This window comes from Nocardia sp. NPDC059240 (genome assembly GCF_042753865.1).
Taxonomy (GTDB): Bacteria; Actinomycetota; Actinomycetes; order Mycobacteriales; family Mycobacteriaceae; genus Nocardia.
The window spans coordinates 478,148-502,857 of the sequence record NZ_JBHZAC010000003.1 but is presented as its reverse complement, the minus strand read 5'-3'; the positions used below and the strand labels follow the sequence as shown (position 1 = coordinate 502,857).

The 24,710-nt window shown below is 67.6% G+C and carries 19 protein-coding genes; 6 read left to right on the top strand and 13 right to left on the bottom strand.

Annotated elements, in window-relative coordinates; all coding sequences use genetic code 11:
* Positions 1–148: 148 nt before the first annotated feature.
* A complete protein-coding gene (locus ACFXHA_RS12540; RefSeq protein ID WP_379355887.1) occupies positions 149–1,060 on the bottom strand; it encodes a helix-turn-helix domain-containing protein in 912 nt (303 codons plus the stop codon).
* Positions 1,061–1,296: 236 nt separating this feature from the next.
* Between ACFXHA_RS12540 and ACFXHA_RS12535 the strand changes: the two genes are divergently transcribed.
* On the top strand, positions 1,297–2,541 hold the full coding sequence (locus ACFXHA_RS12535) for a cytochrome P450 (RefSeq protein WP_379356665.1): 1,245 nt from the start codon (positions 1,297–1,299) through the stop codon (positions 2,539–2,541).
* On the opposite strand, the gene ACFXHA_RS12530 is transcribed toward ACFXHA_RS12535, so the two are convergent.
* Genes ACFXHA_RS12530 through ACFXHA_RS12500 form a run of 7 tightly spaced genes read right to left on the bottom strand, consistent with a single transcriptional unit; the run spans position 2,521 to position 9,406 of the window.
* Positions 2,521–2,985, bottom strand: a complete 465-nt coding sequence (locus tag ACFXHA_RS12530; protein ID WP_379355885.1) for a DUF2834 domain-containing protein — start codon at positions 2,983–2,985, stop codon at positions 2,521–2,523. The two genes, ACFXHA_RS12535 and ACFXHA_RS12530, sit on opposite strands and share 21 nt — an antisense overlap.
* A 53-nt stretch (positions 2,986–3,038) precedes the next feature.
* A complete protein-coding gene (locus ACFXHA_RS12525; RefSeq protein ID WP_379355883.1) occupies positions 3,039–4,340 on the bottom strand; it encodes a DUF2786 domain-containing protein in 1,302 nt (433 codons plus the stop codon).
* Complete coding sequence (locus tag ACFXHA_RS12520) at positions 4,333–4,686, bottom strand: iron chaperone (RefSeq protein WP_379355881.1); 354 nt, start codon at positions 4,684–4,686, stop codon at positions 4,333–4,335. Before ACFXHA_RS12520 ends, ACFXHA_RS12525 begins: the two co-directional genes overlap by 8 nt.
* Positions 4,687–4,690: 4 nt before the next feature.
* Entirely contained in the window at positions 4,691–6,142 is a 1,452-nt protein-coding gene (locus ACFXHA_RS12515) for an ABC transporter ATP-binding protein (RefSeq protein ID WP_379355879.1), read from the bottom strand.
* The gene (locus ACFXHA_RS12510; protein ID WP_379355877.1) at positions 6,139–6,948 is read right to left on the bottom strand and encodes an ABC transporter permease; all 810 of its coding nucleotides are present in this window, start codon (positions 6,946–6,948) and stop codon (positions 6,139–6,141) included. Before ACFXHA_RS12510 ends, ACFXHA_RS12515 begins: the two co-directional genes overlap by 4 nt.
* Positions 6,945–7,892 carry an ABC transporter permease gene (locus ACFXHA_RS12505; protein ID WP_379356663.1) on the bottom strand — a complete coding sequence of 316 codons (948 nt, stop codon included), beginning with the start codon at positions 7,890–7,892 and terminating at the stop codon, positions 6,945–6,947. The genes ACFXHA_RS12510 and ACFXHA_RS12505 overlap by 4 nt, the downstream gene beginning before the upstream one ends.
* Before the next feature lie 2 nt (positions 7,893–7,894).
* Positions 7,895–9,406, bottom strand: a complete 1,512-nt coding sequence (locus ACFXHA_RS12500) for an ABC transporter substrate-binding protein (RefSeq protein ID WP_379355875.1) — start codon at positions 9,404–9,406, stop codon at positions 7,895–7,897.
* A 110-nt stretch (positions 9,407–9,516) separates the two neighbouring features.
* Between ACFXHA_RS12500 and ACFXHA_RS12495 the strand changes: the two genes are divergently transcribed.
* Positions 9,517–10,464 (top strand): alpha/beta hydrolase family esterase, encoded by a 948-nt coding sequence (locus tag ACFXHA_RS12495; RefSeq protein WP_379355873.1) that lies wholly within the window; start codon positions 9,517–9,519, stop codon positions 10,462–10,464.
* A 9-nt stretch (positions 10,465–10,473) separates the two neighbouring features.
* Here the strand turns inward: ACFXHA_RS12495 and ACFXHA_RS12490 are convergent, their stop codons facing one another.
* A complete protein-coding gene (locus ACFXHA_RS12490; protein WP_379355871.1) occupies positions 10,474–14,352 on the bottom strand; it encodes a hypothetical protein in 3,879 nt (1,292 codons plus the stop codon).
* 104 nt (positions 14,353–14,456) lie between these two features.
* Positions 14,457–16,046 carry an ArnT family glycosyltransferase gene (locus ACFXHA_RS12485; RefSeq protein WP_379355869.1) on the bottom strand — a complete coding sequence of 530 codons (1,590 nt, stop codon included), beginning with the start codon at positions 16,044–16,046 and terminating at the stop codon, positions 14,457–14,459.
* Positions 16,047–17,059: 1,013 nt separating this feature from the next.
* Here ACFXHA_RS12485 and ACFXHA_RS12480 point away from each other — a divergent pair.
* The 3 genes from ACFXHA_RS12480 (at position 17,060) to ACFXHA_RS12470 (ending at position 20,086) form a co-directional block, all read left to right on the top strand.
* Positions 17,060–17,743 carry a hypothetical protein gene (locus ACFXHA_RS12480; protein WP_379355867.1) on the top strand — a complete coding sequence of 228 codons (684 nt, stop codon included), beginning with the start codon at positions 17,060–17,062 and terminating at the stop codon, positions 17,741–17,743.
* A gap of 108 nt (positions 17,744–17,851) precedes the next feature.
* The gene (locus ACFXHA_RS12475; RefSeq protein ID WP_379355865.1) at positions 17,852–19,303 is read left to right on the top strand and encodes an amidase; all 1,452 of its coding nucleotides are present in this window, start codon (positions 17,852–17,854) and stop codon (positions 19,301–19,303) included.
* A 78-nt stretch (positions 19,304–19,381) separates the two neighbouring features.
* Complete coding sequence (locus tag ACFXHA_RS12470; protein ID WP_379355863.1) at positions 19,382–20,086, top strand: DUF2993 domain-containing protein; 705 nt, start codon at positions 19,382–19,384, stop codon at positions 20,084–20,086.
* A gap of 8 nt (positions 20,087–20,094) precedes the next feature.
* On the opposite strand, the gene ACFXHA_RS12465 is transcribed toward ACFXHA_RS12470, so the two are convergent.
* Positions 20,095–21,642, bottom strand: a complete 1,548-nt coding sequence (locus ACFXHA_RS12465) for a flavin-containing monooxygenase (RefSeq protein ID WP_379355861.1) — start codon at positions 21,640–21,642, stop codon at positions 20,095–20,097.
* 114 nt (positions 21,643–21,756) lie between these two features.
* Here ACFXHA_RS12465 and ACFXHA_RS12460 point away from each other — a divergent pair, with 114 nt between their 5' ends.
* On the top strand, positions 21,757–22,506 hold the full coding sequence (locus ACFXHA_RS12460) for an enoyl-CoA hydratase-related protein (protein ID WP_379355859.1): 750 nt from the start codon (positions 21,757–21,759) through the stop codon (positions 22,504–22,506).
* Between the two features lie 12 nt (positions 22,507–22,518).
* Here the strand turns inward: ACFXHA_RS12460 and ACFXHA_RS12455 are convergent, their stop codons facing one another.
* Together ACFXHA_RS12455 and ACFXHA_RS12450 are read right to left on the bottom strand one after the other, a co-directional pair.
* Entirely contained in the window at positions 22,519–24,096 is a 1,578-nt protein-coding gene (locus ACFXHA_RS12455; protein WP_379355857.1) for an FAD-dependent oxidoreductase, read from the bottom strand.
* Positions 24,097–24,107: 11 nt separating this feature from the next.
* The gene (locus ACFXHA_RS12450; protein ID WP_379355855.1) at positions 24,108–24,692 is read right to left on the bottom strand and encodes a hypothetical protein; all 585 of its coding nucleotides are present in this window, start codon (positions 24,690–24,692) and stop codon (positions 24,108–24,110) included.
* Between the last annotated feature and the right edge of the window lie 18 nt (positions 24,693–24,710).

Sequence of the window (24,710 nt, the reverse complement as noted above, 5' to 3'; positions counted from 1 at the left end):
CTCTCGTGGGGGGGGCTTTTTTTGGGGGGGGGGGGGCGGTTTATTTTTTTTCGGTTCCTGACCGGTTCTGGTGTGCCCCCTCTTATCTCGCCCCCCCCACCACCACCCCCACATGCGGCCGACCCCTCGTGCGGCCGCTGGAAACAGGTCAGTTGGTTGCGATGCGGTGAATTTCATCCCGCAGCTCGGCGAGAAATACCCGCGCATCGGTATCGAATAAGGCCATTCGGGTCAAGGCTTCCCAGCGGCGACGATGGGTGTCGACGAGTTCGGGTCCGCGCGTCACCATGTTTCCGACAATCGGTTCCGCGGAGGCGAGGGCGTGGTCCTCGTTCTCGTAGATGACGAAACCGTGCGGGATCGTGCTGCTCGCCTCGATATCCTGCGGAATCACCCCGATGACCACGGTATCGAGGGTCTCGATCGAAATGATCCGGTCCAGTTGGGCGAGCAGCACGCGATGCGGGCCGGGCCGAAAACGCAGGGCCGCTTCGGTAATGAGGAATTCGAAGCGCTTGGCCGGGTCGTACAACACCCGCTGGCGATCCAGACGGGCGGCGAGCGCGGCGGCCAGCGCATCGGGCGAATAGGGCGGATCGAAGGTGTCGAACACCCGGCGGGCGTAGTCGGCGGTCTGCAGTAAACCCGGCACCAGCGCGGGCTGGAAGTTCAGCACCACGTGCGCGTCTTCCTCGAAGGCCCGCACATCGTCCTGTAAATGCGGGCGCTGGGCTAGCGATGCTGCCCAGTCGTGCACCTCGGGCGTGTGCGCCGCCTCGGTGAGGGCGCGTAGCGAGTCCCGGCAATCGGCCTCGGCCCCAACCTCTTTGGCCCAATCGAGCACCTGGGGTAGCGGGGGCACCACGTGCCCGGCCTCGATCCGCGACAGCGTGGATTGGCTGATACCGACCCGCTTGGCGAGCTCCCGCCCGGAGATTCCGGCCATGTCCCGCAGCCGTCGCAGCTCCGCGCCCAACTGCTGGCGCGGGCGCGACTGGTGCGCAACCGGATTCGCAGCGGTGTCCGCTGCGTCGGTTGCGCCCTGTGCGGGCCGATTCACTGGAATCATGATGATTCAGATCGAATCATTTCGATTCAGCGGAGTCAAGACTCGGCCGGTCACAACGTGAATCACGCACCCGCCCGAAGTGAAAACCTGCTGGTCGGTGTGGCTTGGTTGCGGCGACTGTGGCGTAGGTAACTCGCTATCCGGTTGTGGCGGAGGCGAATCCACGGCACCGCCGAATCGGTGATCGACCGAGTCGCCCTCCGCGAGCGCACGCCGTGTATAGCGTGTTGAACATGGCAGTGTCGCTCTCCTCCATGGATCTCACCGATCTGGACAACTTCGCCGCGGGGTTCCCGCACGAGCTCTTCGCCGCGCATCGCGCGCAATCCCCGGTGTTCTGGCACGAACCCACCGCGCACACCCCCGACGGTGAGGGCTTCTGGTCGGTGGCGACCTACGCCGAAACCAAGGCGGTGCTGGCAGATCCGGTCACGTACTCCTCCGAGACCGGCGGGAATCGGCGGTACGGCGGGACCGTGCTGCAGGATCTGCCGATGTCGGGGGTGGTGCTGAACATGATGGACGATCCGCGCCACGCCCGGATTCGGCGGCTGGTCTCGAAAGGGTTGACGCCCAGGACGATCAGCGCACTCGAAGCAGACCTGCGGGCACGAACCGGCCGGTTGCTCGACACCGTGGTCAGCGGCGCGGACCACGATTTTCTGACCGAGATCGCCGCGGAATTGCCCATGCAGGCGATCTGCTTCCTGCTCGGCATCCCGGAGGCGGACCGCCATCGCCTCTTCGGTCTCATCGAGCATGTCTTCGACATTCCCGGCGGGCAGGATTATCTGACGATGAGTCCGCTGCGGAAGTCCTCGATGGAGGAGCTCTACCGCTACGGACTCGCCCAGATCGCCTTGCGGCGTGAGCATCCGGGCACGGACATGCTGTCGCTGGTCGTGCACGCCGAGATGCCCGAGGAGAATCCGTCGCGACTCTCGGACGAGGAGCTGCGGTCGTTCTTCAATCTGCTGTTCTCGGGCGGCTCGGACACCACCCGCAACGCCATCGCCGCCGGACTGCTCGCGCTCCTCGAAAACCCCGCACAGCTGGCCGAATTGCGCGCCGATCCGCTACTGCTGCCGACCGCCGTCGAGGAGATCGTGCGCTGGACCGCGCCGTCGCCGTCCAAACGCCGCACCGTCACCCGCGATACCGAACTCGGCGGGCACCGCCTGACGCCGGGACAGAAGGTCCTCGTCTGGGAGGCGTCGGCCAATCGCGACGAGAGCCGCTTCTCGCACGCGGACACCTTCGACATCCACCGGGACCCCAACCCGCACTTGGGCTTCGGTCACGGCATCCACTTCTGTTTGGGCGCTCACCTGGCCCGCCTGGAGTTGCGGGTCGTCTTCGAGGAACTCCTCGCCCGTTTCGACGCCTTCGAACTGGCCGGTCCGGTCGAGTGGACCCGCAGCAGCCGCCACACCGGCATCCGTCACCTCCCGCTACGCATGATCGCCCGCTGAGCGCCGGCGGCCGGCCACGATGAGGTAGAGGACGAATCCGAATGCGGCGCTGGTGAACAGGCTGACGACGAAGAACAGCCAGGGTTTCGGGATGCGGTGGCGCAGGCCGCCCGCGATCGACATGAGCGGCAGCACCAGGACATTGAGGAAGAGGTAGTCCTGGGACGCGGAGTCGGCGGCCCAGTTGGGGAACATGAGGTAGACGTATTCGGTCCAGCTCGCGCCGGGGCCCCACAGGGGGTTGAGGTCGATGTGGTGATACTCGAGCACGAAGCGGATGTTGAAGTACCAGCCCAGCACCACCGACGCGAAACCGACTGCCCAATAGGCGAGTTCGAGCGGGCCGACACGTGTCGAGGCGAAGGCGGAACGGTTTTCGCGGAGGATCCAGGCCGTCACCGCGACGCCCAGGATCGCGTGCACGGTAAGGCTGAGAACGTACATCGCCGGAGTGTAGGGCCCGGCGACGTCGCGTATGTCGTGGTTGGGCGCGATCTTCAGGGCTGGAGATGTGCGCGGTCGGCGGCGGCGCGGCCCGCGTCCCACCCGGCGGCGCTGCGAATGCTGATGCCGCGGTTACGGACTTGCGGGAACAGTGTGTCGAAGGCCTTGTCGACGGCGAGTTGATGGGAGGCCAGCACCGGCAGGAGTCGTTGTGGCTCCGGCGATTCGGCGATGGTGGCGGCGGTCGCGGCCGCCAGCCGTTCGCCGATGCGGGTGGCGTAGGCGATGAGGAACGCCTTGCGGAAGGCGCGGGTGCGGGCCTCGTCGGTGCGGGCGGCATTGTCGCCGTCGGCGATCATCGCGCGGGTGGCCTGCACGAGCAGCGAGGTGGACAGCAGCTCCACGGCATCGAGATCCGCGTCGTCTCCGATGACGGTCATGAAACCCCACGCCGAGGCGAAGATGGCGCGGCAGCGGTTGGCCGAGGCGACCACGTCGATCAGCAGGGCCTTCGCGTCGGTGTAGGGGGTGTCGAGCCAGATGCGCCGGGCCCCGGGCAGATCCGGCACGGCGTGGTCGGCGTCGACGAGCACCCGGTCCAGCGCGTATTTGGTCATCAGCTCCTGCGCCTTGGCCGACAGGGTCTCGGCCTCCTCGGGGAAGGAGGTGGACTCGGCCTTGGCGAGCAGTCCGCGTACGCGACCGAGGATCTTCTCGTCGATGTGGTGGGGGACGACGACCGTCGTGCGCGCGGTGCCGGGCAAGGACCGGATGAGTTCCAGCTTGGGCAGCAGCATCAGCAGTGCGAGCGCGTCGATGACGGTGCCGAGTGCTTCGGCGGTGGTCAGCAGGTGTTTTGCCGTCCATTGCCCGAAATGCACCGCCGAATCCGACCACCAGACTTCCGCCGACAGGTCACCGAGCTGAGCGAGCCAGGTTTCGTCGACGGTCGCGGAGTCGAAGGGGGCCATGTATCCGGCGATGGTGTCGATCATAAAGCCGACCGCGAACTCGTCGACCCGGCGGCGCGCTGCCTGCTGAATGTCGGCGGGCAGCCAGCCATGGTGGAAGGCCCGCGTCACGAGGTGCTGACCCGCCAGGGACACACCGCGTTCCACCTCGCCGACCAGCGGGTCGTCGGCAGCGAGCCGGACGGCGAACGCGACCACCGGCTCACCGGCAATAGATCCGGGTATCCCGCGCTGGGCGGCGTCCATGGCGGCCGCCATGATCGCGTTGCCGATGTCCTCGGCGGTCGGTGCCCGACCGTCGGTCCCGGCGAGGCTCGAGAAGTCGGCCCCGCCGGATCTGGCCCGCTGCTTGGCCGCCCGATGCTTGCGATTCGGTTTACCCACGATCGGCGACACCGATGAGCGCGGCGCGCACCAGATCCTGGAACTCCGCATCCGGGATATCCGCTGCGCCCGCAGAGGTGAGCTTGATGGTGCTCTTCCCCGAGGCCAGTTCGGGATGGCGTGCGGAGAAACCGCCGTCCCGTGCGGGCGCGACATACAGCGACAGCCCGTGTTTCCAGGACGCGATATGGAGGCGACGCGCTCCCACCCGATAGGTCGGCATGTCGTAGGCCATGGTGACCTCGGCGTCGGGGCACGTGGCGAGAATCAGACGATGGAGGCGATCGAAGAGCGGTTGCTGTGCCGGGTCGATCCCTTCGCGATACTTGCTGACGGCTTCGTCCATGAGGTCAATTCTTGCCGGAGGCGGGCGCGGGCACGGTCGCGGGTAGGGCGATCGACAGTGCCGGGACGAGTTCGGGCACGGATCCGGCGGCGACCCGGATGCCTTCGTGAATGAGAATGCCGTGGCGGCAGTGCCGTCCGAGCAGTTCGAGATCGTGCCCGATGACGATGACCGCGATGGCGGAGTCGGCGGCGATGCGGGCCAGCAGCGCCATGACCGTCTCGGCGGTGACGGGATCGAGCGCGGAGGTCACCTCATCGCAGATCAGGACATCGGGCCGGTAGGCCAGCGCGCGGGCGATCGCGACCCGTTGGCGCTGCCCACCGGAGAGTTCATGGGGACGGCGGGCGCGCAGGCCGGGGTCCAGCTCGACGGCGTGCAGGGCGGCGGTCACCGCGGCCGCGCGGTCCGGGCGGCGAATACCGGTGCGGGTCAACGGTCTTTCGAGGATCTGGCCGATGCTGCGGCAGGGATTGAGGGTGGAGAGCGGATTCTGCGGGACCAGCTGGATGCGGGCGCGGGTGTGCTGGTCGCGGCGACGTCCGGGCAGCGGGACCGGTCGCTCGTGCAGGGTCATGCTGCCGGTCGCGGTGGGTTCCAGGCCGGCGAGAATCCGTGCGAGCGTGGTCTTTCCGGCACCGGATTCACCGAGGACGGCGGTGAGGCATCCGCCCGGGGCGGCGAGGCCGACGCCGGAGAGCACCGTGCGGCCGCCACGATCGAGCCCGATTTCGCTGGCGGTCAACAGGTTCGGAGACGACGACTCGTCAACCGTGTGGGTGACGGCGGCCGTCGCCTGCCTGCGGGGACCGAGATGAACGTGCTTATCGGTCAGTGCGTACAGCGTGGTCAGGTCGTGCCCCGAGACGAGGATGGTTTTGCCCTGCTGCGCCAGCTCGCGCAGGAGTTCGGAAACGGTTGCGCGAGATCGGGTATCGAGACCGGCGAAGGGTTCATCGATGATCAGGATCGGAGTGTCCCGCAGCAGCGCGCGAGCGAGCGCGACGCGACGCTGCTGCCCGCCCGACAGCTGCGCCGGTCGCCGGTGCAGCAGCGCCGGTGCCAGACCGACCCGGGTGAGCACTCGCTCGACCGACTTGCCGTCGGGCCCGGCCTCGCCGAGCAGGGTCCGCACCCGTTGCGTGGGATTCAACGCCGAGCCCGGATCCTGCCCGGCGAAGCAGATCTGGTTGCGCCGCAACGCCCGTACGTCGGCGGCGTCGAGGCCGAGTACCTGTTGGCTGGCCACCCGCAGTGTGCCGCGGTCGTGCCCGATCGTGTCCGGCAGCCAGCCCAGCATCGCCTTCATGACCGTCGTTTTACCGGACCCCGAACCGCCGGTGAGCGCGGTGACGGTGCCGGTCGCCAGCGACATCGACAGGCCGTCGATGATCGGTGTCCCGGTGCGGCGGTCGGTGAGGGCGAGATCGTCGAGCACCACCGGCGGTTCGCTCATCGTGTCCCCTCCCGAGCTTCGAATGTGCGGATGGTGCAGGCCACGCCGATCGAGACCAGAGCGATCGCCGCGGCCGGTGCGAGCACCGACCAGGGATTGAGCAGGATGCCGGAGCTGTTGTCGCGCACCATGATCGCCCAGTTCGTCTGTCCCAGCGTGGCGGGCAACTGCAGGAACGCCGCGGTGCTGACCAGGTATACGGCCTCGACGAACCGCAATCCGAGCTGGGTGAGGACGGTCGGGCGTAGATTCGGCAGCACCTCGCGCGTCAGTAGATACGGCAGCGATTCCCCGCCGGCCACGGCGACTTCGACATATCCGCTGGCGGCGACCGACGCGGCCGCGGCGGCGAAGACCCGCGCCGAGTACGGGGTGCCGATCACGGTGGCGAGCACGACGAGCCCGATGGTCCCGGAACCCGGCCATGACAGCATGACCAGCAGCATCGCGAGGATGGGCGGGACGAGCATCGAAGCGTCGGTGAGGCGTTCCAGCACGACACCCAATCGGGGTCGCAGCGCCGCAGTGGCGCCGAGCACGGCCGCGCATCCGGTCACCGCGAGCGCGATCACCGCTGCGAGGGTGATCAGACCCCAGCCACCGGCGAGGAGATTGCTCGTCACATCCTGTCCGAGATGATCGGTGCCCAGCCGGGCCGCGCTCGAAGGCCCGGCGAAGGGGATGTCGAGACTGTCGTGCACGCCGTGCGGCGCCAGCCACGGGCCCGCGACCGCGACCAGCAGCACCGCCGCGAGCGCGCCGAACAGCGCGCGTCGACCGAATCTCGTTGGGGCGGAGTCCTTCACAGCTGCCCTCGCAGCGACCAGGCGCGCACCAGATCGGCCGCCAGCAGCACCCCGGTGATCGCGGTTCCCGCCAGGGCGACGACGGCGGCGACCACGGCCGGGTCGCGGTCGGTGACCGAGCCCGCCAGCACCGAGCCCAGTCCCGGATAGTTGAACACCGATTCCACCACCAGCGTGCCGCCGAGCAGCATCCCGACCGAGGTCGCCAGCGACGCGGCGATGGTGGGCGCGGCGACGGGCAGTACGTGGCGGATCAGAATGTGCCGTGGCGGCAGCCCGTCGAGTTCGGCGGCGTGCACGTGCGGCAGCGATGCGGCTTCGCCGAGTGCGGCGCGGGTGACTCGAATGTTCCAGGCCGACTGTGGAATCGCCAATGCCAGCACGGGCAGCACCAGTGACGCGACGTCGGGGGTTCCGGTGGCATCGGTGACCGTCGCCGCGGGCAGCCAGCCCAGTCCGAGGGCGAACACGAACACCAGCATCGTGGCGACCACGAACTCCGGCACGGCCACCGCGGACGTGGTAATCGGGTCGAGCAGTCGCGCCACACCCTTCGGACGCAGAAACCACCACGCGCCCACCGTGATCGCCGCGATCGTGGTGAGCGCCAGCGCTGTTCCGCCGAGCAGCAACGTATTCGGGAACTTCGTCGCGAGCATCTCGTTGATCGCCGTGCCGCGCAGGCTGGTTCCCAGATCGCCACCCAGCAGACCGGTCAGCCACGACCAGAACCGCAGCGGCAGTGGACGATCCATGCCGTGCGCCGACTCGTACGCGGCGATCCGGTCCGGCGTCGCATCACGTCCCAGCACCGCCCCGGCACCGCCGCCCGGCAGCACCGCGACCGTCGCGAACACCACGCCCAGCACCAGCACCAGGGTGGCCAACCGCAGCGTGAGCTGCCGCAGCCACGGTGTGATCCGGCGGAATCCGTTCGGCGACATCGTCACCCGGCCAGCCAGGTCCGTTCGAGTTGCACACGCCCGTACCCGGCCAGCGTCGGCAGGTCACGCACCTTGGTCGAGGCGACGTCGACGCCGTCGGCGGTGCCCCACACCAGATAGCCGCCTCGGTCGTATTCGAGGCGCTGGATCTCGCGGCTCGCCGCCGCGTAGGCGGCGTCGTCGGTGGCCGAGAGGGCACGCAGGTAGGCGGCATCGAGATCCGGGTCGTGGATGGCGGCCTCGTTCCATTTCGTCGTGGACACCATGGTCTTGCTGGCGAAGAAGATCACCGAGTCGTTGGTGCCCCAATTCGCGGTGTAGAGCGGGGCTTTCAGCCAGGTCTGGTCGTAGAAGACGTTCGCGTCCTGCACCACGACCTCCAGTTTCACCCCGGCCTCCGCGACCTGGGTGGCGAACAGGCGTGCCGAGTCGACCTCGCCGACCGCCTCGTCCTTGGTCACCAGTTGGTAGGTGCGGCCGGTATCGAATCCGGCCTCCGCCAGCAGCGTCCTGGCCCGGGCGAGATCGCGGTCCCGCTTCGGCAACGTGGTGTCGTAGTTCGCGTCCGCGGTGCCCAGCACATCGTTGGCCGGGCTGCCGTAGCCGGAGGTGACCTGCTTGACCATGGCGTCGCGATCCACCGCGAGCCGCAGTGCCGTCCGCACCCGGGTATCGGCGAAAGGCCCATCCGCGGTGCGCATCACGATCGGGATGACCACGTCGTTCGCGCGCCGCACCACTGATAGCTCCCGGCGTCCGGCCGCGGTCCGGCCCGCGACCGCACCCACATTGGAGGCCAGATCGATCTGTCCCGCCATGACCGCATTGGCCAGCGCGGTGGTGCTTTCGAACCGTTGCACCTCGATCGCGTCCAGCCGCGGCGCCCCGCCGTGCCAGGCGTCATTGCGCACCAGCCGGGCATTGCCGTCGTGATAGGACTCCAGCCGGAACGGCCCACTCCCCACCGGGCTGGTGAAGTCCGTGGTGCCCGCCTTGACGACGAAGGTCATCAGCCGCAACAACATCGGCAGATCCCGATTCGCCGACGCCGTCGTGATCCGCACCGCGTCGACCCCGTCGGCGCTGATCGCGTCCGCCCCGGCTACCGGAACCTTGGTCTCCCCGGCGATCTCCCGCAGCCGCTGCAACGACCACACCACATCCTCGGCCCCGACCGGACTCCCGTCATGAAACCGCGCCCCCGCCGCAATGGTGAACCGCCAATTACGCGCATCCTCGAGCTGCGTCCACCCCGACGCCAGCCGCGGCGCCACAGTCGGATTCGCCCCCGGCACCGTCAACGCGTCGAAAACCAGTGAGGCAATAAGAAAGTCACTGTCATTACTCAACGTCCGATGCGGATCCCGCTCGATCTTCGCCGACTTCCCCAACGCCCCGACCCGCAACACGCCCCCACCCCGCGCATTGCCCCCCGACCCGCCACAAGCAACCGCAACCAGCCCGGCCGCCCCGACCCCGGAAGCCGCGAAGAACCGCCGACGAGAGAACTCCACAAACCCACCTTCGCCTCGAGTCACGCTATGTTTGGTGAGCGTAACCTAACTTGCGGACCCGGTGATGGCAAAAGCCGTCAGGCCGCCGTTCGGGCAACTACGCTGTTCGGGTGGGGAAGGCGGTCCGGCAGGGGTGCCCGCTGCTCGTACGGGTCACTGCGGCAACAATTTTCGTGATCATGATGGCAATCGGTGCGACTGTTCGCGCAAGCGCGGACGGAGTTACCGCCGAGGCGGACTTCGGCAATTCCGCGGGGACCCGGCACTATTTTGTGTACTCGCCGCCGGGGGACACCGCCGGACTGCCGTTGGTCCTCTGGCTGCACGGTTGCACCGACATCGAGGGCGACGAACCGAATATCCGCGAGAACATGGGTGCGAGCATGTTCGGCAGGCTGGCTCGGGAACTCGGTTTCGTGTTCGTGGAGCCCATTCAACCGATGGCGGCGAACCCGCTCGGCTGCTGGAACTCTTTCGACCCCGCCAACCAGCATCGCGATGCGGGCGAGCCCTCGATCCTCGCCGGTATCACGCGGACCGTGCTGGCGGGGATGCATCTGGACAAGCGGCGGGTCTACGTCGCCGGACACTCAGGGGGCGGGTTGATGGCGACCGTACTGGGTGCGGCCTACCCGGATCTGTTCGCGGCCCTCGATGTCCTCTGCACTGGCGCGTATCGCGGTGGCACCGACCTCACAGGCACCGCAGCGTTTGCCGAGATGGGTCCGCGGGCGCGCCCACTGCCGGTGTTCATGGTGGAGGACAGTGAGGATCCTTTCAGCAGTGTTCCCATCGGCCGGATGGCGTTGAATCAATGGCTCGGGACTGACGAACTGGCGCTTGGTGCGAGCGATCCCCGGCCACCGGCTCCGCTGTCCGTACAGCACACGGACCCGGGAGCCGGCTTCATCCATCCGGGTACCTTGGAAACCTACGGTGTCGGCCCGGTGCAGGTCCGGATCCTCACCCTCGACGGTGGTGACCACAACCTCGTCGACGATGCCGAAGGGGCTCTACGGCAGTCGATTTCGTTCGCCATGGAGTATCGGCTGCCTTGACGAACAGTTTCAGCACACGCGGGGGAGCGCGGCGCCGGGAAAATGATCGGCGAGATCGGCGTCGATGCGTGAGCCGAGCAGGCCGCAGACACGATCGACCGCGTGGTCAGGGTCGAGATCCCACACCCGAAGCGCTCCGTTGTCGCCGCCGCCGAACAGATACCCCGCCCGCGGGTGGAACGCTACTTGCCAGGGCATCGAGTCCGACGGGGTGAGGGAGCGGCCGTAAGGTTGCGGATGCGCCGGATCGGTGAAGGTCCACAGCCGTACGGTGGAATCCGTGCCGCCGGTCGCCAGGAACCGGCCGTCGGGGCTGATATCGAGTGAGGCGACGATGTTTTCGCTCACGCGGAGGGGGTCACCCAGTGGCGCGATATTCTTCGGGTCGCTGATGTCCCACCGTAGCGCCATGCCGGAATCCACGGCGGTGACCGCGGTCCGATGATCGGGGCTGACCGCGAGGCCGGCACCATCACCGGTCCGGTCGACAGCGGTCGTTCCCACCGGCGGGCCCGGATGCTCCATCAGGGCGTCCCACACCATCAGCTTGTCGCTGAGCACCACGACGACCTTGCCGTCCCGGCTGGCGGCCTCCTGCAAGCCGGTGTCACCGATGCTCGGAGAGATCGATATGTATGTCGGGATACCCAGCGGCACCGGGTGATTCGGGTCCGAGACATTCCACAGGCGAAAGCTCGGCGGCAGCGCCGAGACCGTCGCGAGAAGTGGCCGATCGACCGCGAACGCCATCCCGACGGCATCCGGGAATCGGTGCACCGGAAGAGGTTCCGCGGGGTTGGAGATGTCGAGGAGCGTCATCGCGCCGTCGATGACAAGGCCGGCCAATCGGCCATCGGAACTGATGGAGGGCAGGGCGGCGACAGCGAGACCGGGCATCCGGAAGTCGGGCTTGGTGATGGTTCCGAGCAACCGCACCGCCGCAGGGTCGTGAACATCCCAGATATGGGCGTCCGCTCCCGGGGCGGTCGTCAGCATCCGGGTGCCATCGGCACTCACAGTCGGTCGTACCTGGCCCGATTGTCCGAACAGTACGGCAGGCGGCATCGACCACTGCTGCACTGAACCATCCTCGTAGGCGATGGTCAGCAGTCGGCCGTCCGGGCTGAAGCGCAGACTCTGCGGCACATACTTGCAGCGATGCCCGGCCGGGGCCCGGGGGCACGTCGTGTCGGCGCCCGTCAAAGTCGCGGTGGCGAGTTTCGTCGGTGTCGCGGGATCGGACAGATTCCAGAAGCTCGTACCGAAGCTGGTCAACGTCGCCAGGGTATGGCCATCGGGGCTGAACGCCAGTCCGATCAGGTAGTACACCGACGCCACGCTGAACGGCGCAGCCACCTGTACCGGATGGTCGGCATCGTCGATGCGGAGTAGCCGCACGTCGCTGTCCACCACCTTCGTTGTGCTGTCCGTGCGGTTATCGGCGATTGCCACGAGATTGTCCGTCGGGCCGACGAACGTTCGCTGATCACTGGATCGAGCAAGCTGGGTGCTGTGCGGAATGCCCTGTGCGGGATCGGTATTCCACGCCAGTAGGGTGCGCATCTCGGTGACGGAACTCGGCTTCGCCCGCTCGCTGGTCAGCAGTGTGCGGCCGTTGCTGACGAACGACAGCGCGGCGAGTTCGCCGTCGACCGGGAATCGGAGGGGGAGGCGCCGCGGCGATACAGGATTGCCGAGGTCGAAGAGGTCGGCTCCGTGCGCATCACCGATCGCGAGGGTGTGACCATCGCGGGAAATCGCCAGGTCGACGACCGGGACGCCGATGTCGATAACGTCGATCAGGCGTGGCCGGGTCGGATCCGCGACATCACGGATTCGGACGGTGTGATCCTTGCTGCCCGAAATCAACAGCGTCCCATGGGCGATGAGGGCTGTCACCACATCGGAGTGGTCGGTGATCGCCGGTGCTGCCGCCACCACGGCACTGGGCTTGGTGGTGTTCCACAGGTCGATGCTCCGATCGTCGTCGCGGCTGACGGCGAGCAGATCGTTGTCGAGGTAGGCCAGAATCGGAAGGGTGTCGTGCGTCGCGGAGTTGGCGCGGTCGTTGAAAGCCGACACGAGGGGCAGGCTCTGGCTTCCGATCAGGCGTGAGCGTGCGTCGAGACTGCCGGGCTGCAACCGTTGTGCCAGCACGTCGAGTTCCGCCGACAATGTCGGGTCGCTGCTCTGCAGTCGATCGGCATCACTGAGCACGGTCGCGAAGAACCCGGCATCCTTCTTCGCATTGGCGATCCTGGTGTTGAAGTAGCCGGTCAGTGTGGCCACCAGCAGTACGACCAGCGTCGCTGCGAGTCCGGCCTGCGCCCAGGTCCGCCGACGTCGGGCTCGCAGTGCGGCGGAGAGGAATTCACCCGCCGCGGCGGGCAGGCCGCGGCGGTACTCGCGGGCCTGTGCGAGGCGTGCACCGCGGTACAGCAAGGCCCGGCTGCGACCGTTGGAAATCCACTCCGCGGCATCGGTTTCGGCCCGCTGACGTACCAGATGGCCGGCGCGGTCGGCCTCGATCCAACCGCGCAGTACGGGCCACGCGTCGATCACGATCTCGTGCGTTAGCGCGGTGGAGTCGGCGTCGATGGTGATCAGCCGGGCACGAGCCAGCTGTTCCAGGGCCGTGACGGCGGCGTCGGGATCCGTGGTGCGGGTGAGTAATTCGGCCGCCACGACGTATCGACGTGTGTCGCGGGTGTCGCGTCCGACGGTGACCAAGGCGAGCAGCATGTCCTTGGCGGCGTCCCGCTCGGCGAGGCCGAGCCGTTCCCACGCGTCTTGTGCGGTCTTGGCCACCGAGCCGGCCACTCCGCCCGCGGCTCGGTACCGGGCGACTGTGAGCCGATTTCCGTCATGACGGTCCCACATGGTGGCCATGACGTGCGACAGCAGTGGCAGGGCGCCGGATCCGTCATGACCCCTATGGCGGCCGCCGAGCCCGATGAGCTCCGCGATGATCAGCTCGACCAGGCCCGGCTCCAGTTTGAGGCCGGCCGATCGTGCGGGCCGAGTGATCGCTTCGGTGAGCTCCGGCTCGCTCATCGGCCCCAGCACGTGGCTGCGGTGGGCGAGTGCGTGCGCCAGGGCCGGATATTCGAGGCAGCGTGCGAAGAAATCGGCGCGTAGGCCCAGCACCACGATGGCGCCGGAGGTGGCCTCGCGCTGTAGCTCGGCGAGGAACTCGTGCTGCCGGGCTTCGCTGAGGCCGGTCGTGAACAGTTCCTCGAACTGATCGACGATGAGGACGCGCTGCCCGGCCTCTGGAAGGCTCGCCCCCTCGGGTGGGGAACTCGGTGTGCCGGAGACGATCTGCCAGTCCGAGCCGAGACCGGGGATCAACCCGGCGGCGAGCAGCGAGGACTTGCCCGCGCCTGATGCCCCGACGAGCACCACGATGCCGCCACCCTCCGCGCCCGTCGAGCGCACGAGTGCGGTCAGCTCGCCGGTGGCACGATCGCGCCCGAAGAACAGGCCGGCGTTCTCGGGGCGGTACGGCTCCAATCCCCGATAGGGACAGTCGGAATCGGGCGTCCACGATCGGGCACTCACCCACAGTTGCCGCCAATGATTGAGGTCTAGCAGCGGCTTCGGTGTCGGGCCGGATGCGTGCCTGGACTTCTCGATCAGGACGAACAATACGGGCCGTACGGCGTCGAAACGTGCGGGCAGATTGCGGCCCGCGCGCCAATCGCTGATGCGCTGCAGAGTAAGGCGTTTCGCGGAGGTGCCGCCGGTGGAACGAACCATGCGGTTGGCCGCCTCGGTCACGTTCTGCAGTGTCGGATTGCCGGCGCACACCCAGAGCTGGGTCAGCTGCTGAGCGAACACATCCCGCGGCAACTCCTCCCCGCGCCGATCCTCGCGTTCATCGGTCATACTCCCCAACCACCCCTTGTCGGCCTGTGCCGCAAGCGATTTCTCGCCCGACCCGGATTATCGCTCCGTTCGGCCGGTACCGGGGTGGTATCGAGCCCCGACGATCAGTGGGTGGGGCGGGTGGTGGCTCGGGGGTCGTGCCAGTGGCCGAGGTCGAAGTAGAGGGTGGTCATGGAGTCCCAGAGGGTGGGCCAGGGTTGTTTGGGGCCCTTCAGTTTCCAGACGGCGACCATGCGGTCGATGCCGGGGATGCCCATGGGGTCGTCGAGGGTGCCTACGCGTTCGACGTCGGTGAAGTGGGTGCGCAGGCCGGGTTCGGCGGTGTCGAGGCCGACGAAGATGACCGTGGTGACCGAAGTCGGTGGGGGACCGAAGAATCCGAAGCCGCGGCTGGGGCTGTAGGTGGCGGGGAGGTCGTATTTGCCGCCGAACTCCTCGACCGCGCCGCCCTGCCAGTAGCCCTGGGTGAGGATGGCGGAGTGGGCCTTCTCCTCGGGGGTCAGGGTTTCGTAGCCGGCGTCGACGGCCGCGACCATGCGATCCCAATTGGTGGTGCCCCAGAACGCCGAACGGATGCCGAGATCGATGGCGTTCTGGGTCTGGCTGCGCCAGCTCGACGGCAGCGGTAGCAGGGTGAGGGTGCCGATGTAGGTCACCACGGTGACCGCGACGAGCGGAATCACCGCCAGGTTCATCCACCGCTTGCGGGGGTACTGCGCGAAACCGACGGCGCCGATGGCGAACATGGCGGGGAAGAAGCCCGTCGGGTAGTACGGGCGGCCGTGCGTGATGACCACGAACGCGGTCATCAGCAGCAGGGCGACGGCGATGAAACGGTAGGGGCGCAACGACTTCTGCTTGACGACCGCCCAGAATCCGATCGCCATCAGCACGCTGCCCAGGAACCCCGCGAAGCCGAGCCACTGCGGGAAGAAGCCGGGCGGGCCGTACCCGGTGGCATCCTGCTCCGCGCCGATGATCGTGCCCATGGCCAGCTGCGGCCAATTGTGCTGCGACTGCCAGTACAGGATCGGGACCAGCGACAGGGCCAGGATGCCGGTGGCGACCCACAGCGCGGGGCGGCGCAGGATCTCCCGGGGACCGCACACCAGGACCGCCGCCCCCAGGCACGCCCAGACCAGCGGAATCATCCACTTCACCTGCATGTCAAGGGCCGCAACCAATCCCGCCGCGATGATCAGCCAGTCCTGGCGGGTGCGCACCCAGCGGATGAACAGCCAGGTGATCACGGCGGTGAGCGTGGCGTCGAAGGAGAACGTGCTCAACGCGCACTGCGTCACCAGCAGGTAGGAGGTCGCGTAGGTGCCGGCCGCGAGCAACTGGATGCGGCGACTGCCGCGCAATTCGTAGGCGATCAACGCCGACACCACGATCGCGCCGACCGACATCAACACGGCCGGAAACCGCACCGCCGTCACCGATCCCGGCGCCAGCAGGTCCGCCAGGTGCGCGAAGAAGGCGACCACCACGCCTTGGTCGGCATAGGTGTAGTCCAGACGCCGTCCGGCGGAGAGGAAATAGAGTTCGTCGCCGAAGAACTCGTAGCGACCGGCCGTCACGGTCAGCACGATCGTGGAGATCGTGGCCATCAACGCGACGCCACGCAAGGCGAACGGTGGGTGAATATCGGTAATGTCTTCCGGTTCGGTATGAACCGAAACGACCGCTGTCATGAACTGCCCCTGATGCTTTCCGACAGGCGACGCCACACTCCCTCCGGTGGCATCGCATCTGTCCGCTGACGAACTGTTTCCTCCCCGGCAGCGAACTTGATGAGCGCGAGAGCTCGCAATCCTGCTCGGATTTATGCAGTTTCGCGTGACGTTAATGCCTGTCCGTGGAGTTCGCAAATGCGCTGTGCGGATGCAAGGTTCCGATCATGGGGAGATAAACCCTGGTCAGGGTGGTGATGTCGATTCGTGGCCTCGGAATGACAGATTCGGTTACCTATTCGGCAACCGATTCGACCACTTATGTTGCGGCACGCTCTGATGTGAAGGCCGCCACTGGTAAACGATGGTACTTAACATTTGGCCGATAGTGGTTAGCGACCATCTTGTATTTTATTTCCGCGAGTGTTGTCCGTCCGTTTACTTTGCATGCCCGGCGGATTCGGCAACCGATCCGATGACCGATTCGGACACGCGGTACGTCACCCGGGCCTGTGATAACGGTTGTCATCGGAATATATATCCACCAATGCAATCGCAGTTAGGAATGTAGATCAACATGGCGATCGTCGGAGTCATCATGAGCCTGTTCTCGCAACTCGCCGGAGTGGCGAGTTCGGGATCCGCGTACGCGAACACCGAACACCGCTAACGGGGGGCTGCGCGTCGGCCCCTGCGCAAAGGGGCCGACCGTAACCGCGCACTGTGTGATCGAAGTCATGGGGGTGGGCGCTGCGTGCGTGGGCGGGGTCTCCGGTCATTTGGCTGTAACCATGAGTTAGCTCATTGCTTCCCTCATTGGCCACATTAGTTCCGTCTGGTAACAACGGCACCAAATACCTTCCACCGCACTGGTGTTCGGTTCAAGCATGCAATGAGATAGCTATCAGCTATCGACATTTGAGGATTGCCGTATGGCTGATTCGAACACTGTGAGACCGCCCGGTTCATCTTAAGGTCGGCCGTGACCGCGCGATGTCGGTCGCGCGGGATTCTCCGGCGAAAGGTGCTCGACCATGCTGGTAGCAAGATTGACAGTCCTCGGGTTGGCCTGCGGGATGGCCGCGATCGGGGCGGCTTCGACGCCCGCCGGGGCGGTGGTGATCACCCAGGCCACACCCGATCCGGTCGCGACCCCCGTGGCGCTCGCCGGAACCGGCAGTGCCGCAACGGGAATCGGGCTCGCCGCGCTCATCGCGAGCGGCAGTGCCGCGCTCGGAACCGGCAGCGTTGCCGTCGCGCCCTGGGCCGCCGGCGCGGGCACCGGCAGCGCCGCATTGGGTGCGGGCAGCGCGGCGGCGGCACCCGTCGGCGACATATTGGGCGCGGCCGCTTTGGCATTGGGCACCGGCAGCGCGGCCGCCGGCGCTTCCGGCAGTGCCGCCACGGCCGGGGTCGGCACCCCGCTGGCCCTCCTGGGCACGGGCAGTGCGGCCCTCGGCACCGGCAGCGCGGGATTGGCCGCGGCGGGTACCGCCGCAGCCCCGCTGGCGGCCCTCGCGGGCACCGGCAGCGGTGCGCTCGGCGCGGGCAGTGCGGCGGCCGCTCCCGTAGGCGCGGGTGCGGGCACGGGCATCGCCGCCTTGATCGTCAGCGGCAGTGCGGCACTGGGCACCGGCAGCGCGGTATCCCCGGTCGCCGGTGAAAACAGCTCGGACCCGGTGGAATACGAGCCCCTCGCCCTCGGCCCCGCGAGCTGACCCGCAGACTCGACGAGCAGCAAGACCCGGCCGGCACCCTCGGCAGAGGGTTGCTCGGCCGGTTTAACCTGTCGTGCCGGATCGGGCGGCGCGGGTAGCTTCGTGGGCATGGAGTGGAGTTTTCTTGCGGCAGAGGACCTTTTGACTGCTCTGCGGGCGGGCGAGGTGACCTCGGTGGAATTGACCGAGGAGGCGATCGCCCGGATCGAGCGGGATGACAAGGCGATCAATGCGATCTGCGTGCCGGACTTCGAGCGGGCTCGGGCGGCGGCGCTGGCGGCCGACGAGGAGCGAGCGCGGGGGGAGGAGCGGGCGCTGCTGGGGATTCCGGTGACGGTCAAGGAGTCCTACAACATGGCGGGGCTGGCGACGACATGGGGAATGCCCGCGCAGCGCGACTATGTGCCGGAGGAGGACGCGGTGCAGGTCACGCGCCTGCGGGAGGCGGGGGCGGTGATCCTCGGCAAGACGAATGTGCCGTTCATGCTGCGGGATTGGCAGAGCTACAACGAGATCTACGGGACCACCAACAATCCGTGGGATCTTGCGCGCAGCCCGGGTGGATCCTCGGGCGGGTCGTCGGCGGCGCTGGCGGCCGGGTTCGGGGCGCTGTCGATCGGGTCGGATATCGCGGGATCGCTGCGGGTGCCCGCGCATTTCTGCGGCGTGTACGCGCACAAGCCGACGGTCGGGCTGGCCGCGACGCGCGGCATGGTGCCGCCGCCGGTGACGCCGCTCCCGGCGGATCTCGATCTCGCCGTGGTCGGTCCGATGGCGCGGACCGCGCGCGACCTCTCGCTGCTGTTCGATGTCATGGCCGGGCCGGATCCGCTGACTCGTGGCCTCGCCTACGAATTGCGGCTCCCGCCGGCCCGGCACGAGCGGCTCGCGGACTTCCGGGTACTGATCCTCGAAGACCACCCGCAGGTGCCGTCGAGCGCGGCGGTGCGGGCGGGCGTGCACCGGGTCGCCGACGCCTTGACCACCGCGGGCGCCCGGGTGGAACGGCAGAGCGACTTGCTGCCCGATCTCACCGAGGCCGCGACGCTGTATGTGCAACTGCTGGTTTCGGGCTTCGCGGCCGGTATGCCCGATGAGCAGTTCGAGCAGATGCGGGTGATGGCCGCCGCGCTGCCGACGGACGTACCGGAATCCGATGCCGTCTGGTTGCGTTCGGCCGTGGCCACGCACCGCGATTGGCTGCGGGCCGACGGTCGCCGGGAAGCCCATCGTCAGCAGTGGCGGCAGTTGTTCGCCGAATTCGATGCCGTGGTCTGCCCGGTCTCACCGACCCCGGCGTTCCCGCACGAGCACAATCCCGACCCGAACGCGCGCCGCATCGATATCGACGGCGTCGCATACCCGTTCGGCCTGCAGATGGCCTGGTCGGGCGTGGCGACCATGCCCGGTCTGCCCGCCACCGCGATCCCCACCGGTCTCTCGCCGGAGGGGCTGCCGGTGGGTGTGCAACTCATCGGCCCGATGTACGAGGACCGCACCCCGTTGCGGCTGGCCGAACTGCTGGAGGAGCGGATCGGCGGATTCCAGCCACCGAAATAGACGGCGACTACCGTTACTGCCGACCACCCCCGGGTGCGATAACCAGCATGATGGAGGCAAGGCCGAGAAGGGGAGCAGATGCGGACGTTGTTGATACTGGTCGTGATTCTGGCGATCGCGCTGATCGTCGGTGACCGGGTGGGTGCCGTGTTCGCGCAGAAGGAGATCGCCGGCCACATCCAGAGCGAGTACAACCTGTCTGCGCAGCCGCAGGTGTCCATCGACGGGATTCCGTTCCTGACCCAGGCATTGAGCGGTTCGTACGGCAAGATCGACGTCCGGGTCGGGGACTGGACGGTGCAGAAGGTGTCGGTCCATGACGTGGACGTGGCGCTGACCGATGTCTCGGCGTCGGTGAGCGACGTGATGAACGGCCGCACCTCGGCGTTCGTCGCGGCAAATGCCACGGCCACCGCCCTGGTCACCTACGACACGGTGAAGACGTACGCGCCGTCCGAGGTGGAGTCGCTTTCCTATGGGGCGGACGGACTCTCGGTGAAGGGCAGCTTCCCGGTCGGGGGCGTCTCGGTACCGGGAACCGTGATCGTGACGGTCACTCCCACCGACGACGGCATCGAGATCACGCCCACCTCGGTCAAGACCCTGGCGGGCGGGATCCCGATTCCGCTGGCCTCCGTGCGTAAATCGCTGACCTTCACCGTGCCGTTGAAGCAGCTTCCGCTCGGGGCCAAGCTGACGAGCATCCAGCCGGGCGCGCAAGGCCTGAAGGCCACCGCGACGGCGCAGAACGTGCATTTCAGCGATGTGCCCGTGAGCAAGTGAGCCGCTGTTCAGGCACCCGTGTAGCGGTAGTTGTCGAGGGGGAAACGGCTGTTGCCCCACCACATTTCGAGGTGCGTGGTGGGCCGGATGGCGGCCACGTCGTGATGGCTGTTGATGTAGTAGGTCCGTGAGGATTCGCAGTCGTTGTTGAGCCACAAGGCATTGCGGTGCCGCTGCAGGGATTTGCGCCAGTAGCGGTCGTGCGGCTCCTGGCGGATCTCGACGGTGGTGGCCCGGCGCTCACGGGCGGCGGTGATGACGCGGCGGGCGTGCCGGGCCGTGCATTCGATCATGGCGAGGTACGAGGCCGCCGCGAAACCGTAGGGGCCGGTGATCAGGAACAGATTGGGGAAGCCGGGCACCGAGACGCCCTGATAGGCCTGGAAGCGGTTGTCCTGCCAGAACTTTCCGAGTTCGACGCCGTCGCGTCCCCGGATCGGGAACGGCGGGGTCGCACCGGTTTCCATCACCTTGAACCCGGTGGCGCAGACCAGCACGTCGATCTCGTGCTCGGTGCCGTCGGCGGTGACCACGGCGGTCGGGGTGATCTTCTCGATCGGGTCGGTGATCAGCTCGACATGGTCGCGGGTGAAGGTGCGCAGGTAGCGGTTGGACACCGACGGACGTTTACAGCCCAGCGCGTAATCGGGTGCGAGCCGGTCGCGGAGCTGCGGATCATCGACCTGGGTTCCATACCAGCGCTTGATGATTCGACCCGTAACCGCGATCACCGGACTGGTGGCGCGGTAGAACACGCCCGCCGTCGAGACGCCGGTGTCGAAGGTCGCCATGACGGCCAGGCGTACCAGTCTGCGCAGACCCGGCACGGTGTCCAGTGCCTGCTTCACGCCGCGGTCGACCCGGAAATCGGGCTTGGGCACCACCCAGATCGGGGTGCGCTGGAAGACCGTCAACTGCTTGGCTTCCTCGGCCAGCTCCGGAATCAACTGCAGCGCGGTGGCTCCGGTGCCGATCACCGCGATCCGCTTGCCCCGGTAGTCGTACTCGTGATCCCAGCGAGCGGTGTGCACCACCTTGCCCGCGTACTCCTCGATACCCGGAATATCGGGCATGCGGGGGACTTCGAGGCCGCCGATGGCCGCGATCAGATGCCGCGCGGTGAAGGTGCCACCCTCGGCGGTGTCGATGTGCCAGACCCGGTTGTTCTCGTCCCAGGTCGCGCCCTCCACCAAGGTGTCGAGCAGCAGGTGGTCGCGCAGTCCGTACTTGTCGGCGATCTGATCGGCGTACGCCTTCACCTCGTGGCCGGGCGCGAAGAGCCGTGACCAGGTCTGCGGCGGCTCGTAGGAGAAGCTGTAATACACCGACGGAATGTCCACGGCCACACCGGGATAGGTGTTGGCGTGCCAGGTGCCGCCGATATCGGAGTTCTTGTCCACGATGACGAACCGGTCGATGCCGGCGCGCCGCAGTTCGACGGCCGCGCCCAGCCCGCCGAAGCCGGCCCCGATGATCGCGACCTCGAGATCGGGCTCGGAGTGCTCGGCGTCCTGATCGCGCTGCGAGCGAAGGGGTATCTGGAAGAACGGCGTCATGGTTACGGAACCTATGTCCAGGCGCTGCCGGACGGTCATTCCTCGCTTGCCAATTGATTGACCGCAACGGACACGCCCCCGGAGGTCCACCGGAGCATCGGCCATGATCGAGGCATGACCGTCGAACACGAACGAGACGACCGGACCCTCGTCATCCGGATGAACCGCCCGCACAAGCGCAACGCGATCGACGCAGAGATGACCGCCGGACTCGACGCCGCGCTCAATGCCTTCGAGGACGACCCCGACCTGTGGGTGGCGGTGCTGACGGGTACCGAGTCGATGTTCTCGGCGGGCACCGACCTGAGCGCCGGTTCGGGCGAGAAGACCGCGCGCGGCGGCGAATACGGCGTCATCCGCCGCCGCATGGGCAAGCCCCTGATCGCCGCGGTCGAGGGCCACGCCTTCGGCGGCGGCACGGAACTGGTGCTGGCCTGTGACCTGGTGGTGGCGAGCCGGACCGCGACGTTCGGACTGCCCGAGGTGACCCGGGGCGTGATCGCCACCTGCGGCGGCCTCTTCCGCACCCGCCGTGCGCTGCCGCTGAACGTGGCGAAGGAAATGCTGCTGACCGGCGATCCGCTGACCGCCGAACGGGCGTATCAACTCGGCTTCGTCAACCGGCTCACCGAGCCGGGTGCCGCCGAAGCGTCGGCTCGTGCACTGGCACAACGGATCTGCCGCAATGCCCCGGTCTCGGTGCGGGAGAGCCTGACCGCCCTGGAGCGCCTCAACTCCGCCGACGATGTGCGCGCCTGGCAGGTCACCGACGCGGCCATGACCGCGACCCTGTCGTCGCACGACACGGCCGAGGGCATCGCCGCCTTCCTGGAGCGTCGTGAACCCCGCTGGAGCGGAAAGTAATTCGCGAGGCGGTCACTCGACGAAGCTCATGGCGCGTTCGGCCATGGCGGTGATGGTGAGGCTCGGATTCACGCCCACGTTCGCCGGAATGGCCGCACCGTCGCACACCAGCAGGTTGCGGTAGCCGTAGACCCGGTGGCGGGCGTCGACGACGCCCGTGCCGGGGGAGTCGCCGATGGCCGCGCCGCCGAGGATGTGCGCGGTGGTGGGGATCGACGCGATCGCCTCCGGCACCGCCGCTCGCACCACCCCGCCGATCCGGGCCGCGATCGCCTCGGCGGCGGCGTAGGCGGACGGAATGAATTGCGGGATGGGATTATTCGGATCCTGGACGGTGGTGAGCACCGGATATCCGGTGGGCAGCCGGAACCGCACCCGCAACCGCACCGAATTGTCCACCGACTCCATGGTGGTGAGCAGCATGGTGCGTCGGGAGGCATGGCGGATCCGGGAGGCGCGGGCGAATCGCACCGGGTGACGCAGCACCGTGGCGGCGTAGTGGAACGGGCGGGTGCGGCGGGTGCCGCGCGAGGTGGCCAGGGTGGTGAGAAGCGACATGAAATCGCCTCCCGCGCCGTAGGTTACGGGCTGGATGTGGGTGGTCGGGGTCGGGTAGACGCCGGAGGTGAGGGCGACGCCCTGGGCGAAGTCGTAGGTGTCGTCGCGGGCGGTCACCGCGAGAATCGATTCGCTGTTGGTCCGCACCAGCGTGCCTAGTCGTTCGGAGAGGTGCGGCAGGGAACCGGAGAGCTTGCAGCGCAACAGCAGCCGATTGGTGCCCAGCGCACCGCCCGCCACCACGACTCCGCCGGCCGTGTGTGTGCGCCGGTCGCGTCGCACCCAACTGCCGGTGCGCTCGGTGGTCACCGCGTAGCCGTCGCTGCCGTCGGCGGCTCCCAGCGGCCGGATGTCGATGACGGTGCGGTCGGCCATGATCTGTGCGCCACGGCGTTCGGCGAACCAGAGGTAGTTCTTGACGAGCGTGTTCTTGGCATTGTGGCGGCAGCCGAGCAGGCAGGATCCGCAGCGGATGCACCCGGCGCGGTCGGGGCCCTCACCACCGAAATACGGGTCGGGCACGGTCTTTCCGGGCTCGCCGAGGAACACTCCCACGCGGCTGCGGGCATAGGTGTCGGCGAAGCCGTGCTCGGCGGCGTACTCCCGCAGCAGGGTGTCGGCCGGGGAGTCCTCGGGCAGGCTGGTGACGCCGAGCATGCGTTCGGCGGTGTCGTAATGCGGGGCGAGTTCGGCATCCCAGTCGCCCAGGTGCGACCACTGCGGATTCCGTGCGAATTCCGGGCGGCTGCGATACAGCGTGTTGGCGTAGGTGAGTGATCCGCCGCCGACCCCGGCGCCGGTCACCACAAACACGTCCTTGAACAGGGTGGGTCGGAAGATGCCACGCATCCCGAGCGCGGGCAGGAAGTAGTAGCGCCGCACCTGCGAGGCGCGTTCGGCGAAATCGGTATCGGCGAAGCGTCGCCCGGCCTCCAGGACGCCGACGCGATATCCCTTCTCCTGCAACCGCAGTGCGGAGACGCTGCCGCCGAATCCGGAACCGATGACCAGCCAGTCGAAGTCGTGAGTCACAGCCCGTCCCGTCACTTGAGCGGCAGCGCGCCGTCGAGGCCGCCGACATCGCTGATCTTCCAGTCGGCATTGCGGTCCACGCTCACGTTGTAGGTGACCGTGGTCTGCGCGCCGCCGGGGTTCTGGGCATTGGTGGAGGAGACATTGACGAAGACGTTCACCTTGAACACGCCCGCGTTCTCGCCGACCACCTTGGCCGCGATGGGACTGCCGGTCGACGTCCACTTCAACGGGGTGAGCAGGTCCTGCAGCTTGGGGGCGGTGGCATCGAATTTACTGGTCAACGCGGGTGCGGTGTTCTTCTTCAAACGCGCCACCCAGGCGTCGAAGTCGGCGAAATTGACCGTGGACGCGCCCACGGCATAGTCGCTGGCCACCTGTTCGGCGCGCGCGTCATCGGCGGTCGTCGCGTCCCGGTGTGCGAGATCGCCGTGCGCGGAGACCAACAGGACGCCCAGCGTGACCGCGGCGACGGTCGGCACCGCCACGGCGGCCGACCACACCAGGGTGCGTACCGGTACCGCGACGGTGGCAGATTTCGTGGGAGTCGGTGTCGGCGTGACTGTTTCCGCCTGTTCGTCGAGCTCGATGGTCATGGCTGTCTCCCGGTGTCG